We start from the raw sequence: 3813 nt of genomic DNA on the forward strand, positions 1-3813 counted from the left end.
CTGGTATTCGGTAGCAGGAAGGCGAACTCCTCACCGCCGTAACGGGCGACCTCGTCAGTCTCGCGCTTGACCACACTGCGCAGCACTTTCGCCACTTCACGCAAGGCAAAATCGCCCTGCTGGTGACCATAGTTATCGTTGAAAGCCTTGAAGTAGTCGATATCACACAAGATCAAGGTTAGCGGATGCTGCTCTCGAATATGGCTATACCACATCTTACGCAACTGCTCATCGAAGCTACGGCGGTTTGCAACTTTGGTCAGGCTGTCAACAAAGCTCAGTTCCTGTAACTCCATAATGGCATCAGCCAGTTGCTGCTCGGCCATCTTACGCTCGGTGACGTCCCGCGCCATCATCAGCACCCCGGTGGTGCCATCGGTCGGGTCCCGGTAAGGCGACTTAAGCACTTCGTACCAGATAGGTGTGCCATCGTCCAAAATCACATAGTCATCAAGCTTTACGCTGATCCCTTGCTGGGTAACCTGCAGATCTGTCTGCCTAAAAATTTCTAGCTTATCCGGCTCAAGTACATCTGCCGAGGACTTGCCCAACAGCGCTTGCTGGGTATAGCCCAACGAGCGGGCAAATGGCTCATTGCAGCCGACATAGACACCATGTTCATTATACAAAGCTATCGGATCCCGGCTGGCGCTGAGGATGGTATCGAGCAAAGTATTTCGCTGGGCCAGTTCCTGCTCGGTCACTTCCCGCTTTTCGATCTCGGTTTTCAATACCTCTTGCATCTCATGCCAGTCTGTCACGTCATGGCTGATGCTAAGGGTACCGATAGCCTCTCCCGTATCACCGATCAATAAGTTGCAATTGGTTTCCAATAGCCTGCTCGAGCCGTCAGGTGCGGTAGTCCAAGTATGGGATGCCGTATTGCCCAAGGAGCCAAGATCCTGCTCCTCGGTGATCCCTTCATCGATCCTGCCGCGCCAGAAACGATCAAAAGCCTTGTTGGTACCGATCAACTTGCCAGACTTATCCTTGAAATACACCAGCTCCGACAAGGAGTTCAGAACCTGCTGGAAGATCCGCTGTTCATTTTCCAGCTTCACCTGCTCACCGTGACGGGTGCGAGGCAAATCGATAAACAATAACCAGCAAGGCTGCCACTGGCAGCGTATCGACTGGCCGGACACAACAAGCGGGATCACCTTGCCATTGCTTTGCGGCAAGGCTTCCTCAACCTCCCTGAAAGCTTTCAGGCCGGTAAAGGGACGCAGGAAATCACACAACATATTGCTACTAAGGCCATCGGGGTAAAGGTAGCGGTCATTGAGTTTCCGCACCCCAAGCAACTGGCGGCATGGCTTATTGCCATAGAGTAAATGGCCGTCCTTTTTCCGGACCAGTGCAACCGCAACGGGCATTAGGGTCAGCTGGGCATGAAGGCGGTTGAAGGAGCTGGCCTCTAGATGATGAAACAGCAAGGTCAATAGCCCGCCGCCGATAGCCAGCACAAGGATCAATAATGAGAAAAGTAATGCAGGGTTGTCAGCCTGCAACCATTGGGAAACAGTCGAGGCTAAAGTGGCAGGAGCGAAAAAGCCCACCCCCAGCAGCAGAAAGCGGCGAGACATCCCTTTAAATAGAAGTCCCCCGCAACAGGCCAGTAAGGTGAGCAATGTAAGCAATATCGGACTAACAGATCTTTCCTGACAGGAAGTATGCATTGATTTTAGTAATTGACGTCATTTTACTTGTAATCTAACACACTTACCGTTGTAACAGCTAATGTCAGCCTGGTTGGCAAGCTGCAAGTTTTAACTCGATCGCCGCACAGGCAGGGTGTACTCAAATGGCTTGCCCAACGCCGCTCCCTGACCACCCTTTTGATCCAAATTACGGCCAATTTCCGTCATGGCTAACCAGCGGTTTTCACACCACTCAGGGGCCAGTAGGGTTGGCTTACGGGCACTGGCAGAAACACGGTGGTAAACCACCTCTGGCGGAGTCAGTCGGATCATCTCAGCAGAGATCGCGGTATAGTCTTCAAGGCTGAGCTCTGCCAAACGACCCGCTTTCCAAGACAAGCCCATAATACTGCCTTCAACAATATGAAGCGGGTGGAGCTTGATCCCATCCACACCGGCATCGACGACCTTACGGACAGTCTCTAAATTGTCCTCGCGGGTGTCCCCCGGCAGGCCGACAATCAGGTGGGCACAGACTTTCAGCCCCAATGCCCTTGCCCGCTTGGCAATAGCCTCATAACAGGCAAAATCATGGCCACGGTTGATCCGCTTGAGGGTTTTATCATTGGCGGTCTGCAGGCCGAGCTCCAGCCAAATTTCACACCCTTGGTTATGGTAGCCCGCCAACAACTCCAACACTTCATCCGGCACACAGTCAGGGCGGGTACCAACACACAAGCCAACGATATCCGCCGCTTCCAGTGCTTCTTCATACATCGCTTTGAGTGTCTGTACTTCAGCGTAGGTACTGGTATAGGCCTGGAAATAAGCTAGATAGCGCTTGGCGCGGTTCACTTCGCCAGCACGCTGTGTCAGCTGCTCGGTGATCGGTTTGTGCTGTGCCTGCTCATCGGCGAACGAGGCAACATTACAGAATGTGCAGCCGCCACGACCGATTGTGCCGTCACGGTTCGGGCAGCTGAAGCCACCATGCAAGGTCAGTTTATGCACCTTCTCTCCGTAGCGACGCTGTAGGTCCTGGCCAAATGTGTTCACGAGCTCATGCAGCTGCATCTTGTCACCTAGTCATTCAAGGGGTCGAAAAAAGCGGCACAGGTTAGCACCGAAAACAATGGCAAAAGTTGTGCAAGAACAATAAAGGCGTTTTTTTCACCAAATATGGGCTGAGAAAGGGAATGAAAATTAGCAACAACATCATTTTGTAATACTTTGGTCTAAACCCACTCTTATTAACCACATCAAATCCATGGTTAAATTGCTCCACTATGCACATTGACCGCTAAATGCGAATAGATACGCATCTAGTTAAGTAATTAATTCATGGTGATACCGAGATGTTACAGGGTGGGGATATTTTTTGTTGGTAATTAATCAATCAAAATTGTAGGATAGTTACAGCTGTGTGCAATTTATGAACAATAAAAGTAACTAAACCAAGCAAATATTTAGTGGTTTATGTTGCTTCCCCTCAAAACTGCAGCGCTTTTGCATACCAGAGCACAGGTGCTACAGAATGAAGTTTGCTATTGATTGACTACATCATCCCACAGCAAACCCATCCGACAAGGCCGGACAGGAGTCCAAAATATAGGCCCTGGAGGATGTATAACCAAAATTAGGGATAACTCAGGTACCAGGATTGGTGCCTGTTGAAACTGGAAGGAAGTATCTATGACAGATCAAGAGCTGAATGCTCAGGGACTTTATGTGCCTGAAATGGAGCACGATGCCTGTGGTATCGGCTTTGTGGCCCACCTGAAGAACCGTAAATCCCACGAAATTGTCACCCAAGCCCTTGATATGCTAGCTCGGATGGAACACCGTGGCGGCCAAGGCTGTGACCCGTGCAGTGGTGACGGTGCAGGTATCTTGCTGCAAAAACCCCATGAATTCCTGCTGGAAGAAACCGTTAAGCAAGGCATCCGCCTGCCCTCTTTCGAGCAATACGGTGTCGGGGTGGTGCTATTCCCTAAAGACGAGTACAAACGTCAGCAGTGCCGTGACATCCTTGAGCGCAATGCCAAACGACTTGACCTAGAAGTCATTGGCTACCGTGTGCTACCGGTCGACAATTCAATGATTGGCGTCGACCCGCTGAGCACCGAGCCACAATTCGAGCACGTCTTTATTACCGGCGGTACCAGCATGGAAC

At 51.0% G+C, this 3813-nt stretch carries 2 protein-coding genes and 1 pseudogene; 1 reads left to right on the forward strand and 2 read right to left on the reverse strand.

Going from position 1 to position 3813, the window contains the following annotated elements:
- Together BIZ37_RS29645 and BIZ37_RS29650 are read right to left on the reverse strand one after the other, a co-directional pair.
- On the reverse strand, positions 1-1586 hold a 1586-nt coding region (locus BIZ37_RS29645; protein WP_187464599.1), incomplete at its 3' end, for a diguanylate cyclase.
- Positions 1587-1769: 183 nt separating this feature from the next.
- Positions 1770-2714 carry a TIGR01212 family radical SAM protein gene (locus BIZ37_RS29650; protein ID WP_187464600.1) on the reverse strand — a complete coding sequence of 315 codons (945 nt, stop codon included), beginning with the start codon at positions 2712-2714 and terminating at the stop codon, positions 1770-1772.
- A 618-nt stretch (positions 2715-3332) separates the two neighbouring features.
- Between BIZ37_RS29650 and BIZ37_RS29655 the strand changes: the two are divergent.
- Positions 3333-3813: pseudogene (locus BIZ37_RS29655) on the forward strand (glutamate synthase subunit alpha); the annotation flags it as partial.

It is taken from the genome of Photobacterium sp. BZF1 (assembly GCF_014349205.1).
In the GTDB taxonomy this organism is placed as follows: domain Bacteria; phylum Pseudomonadota; class Gammaproteobacteria; order Enterobacterales; family Vibrionaceae; genus Photobacterium.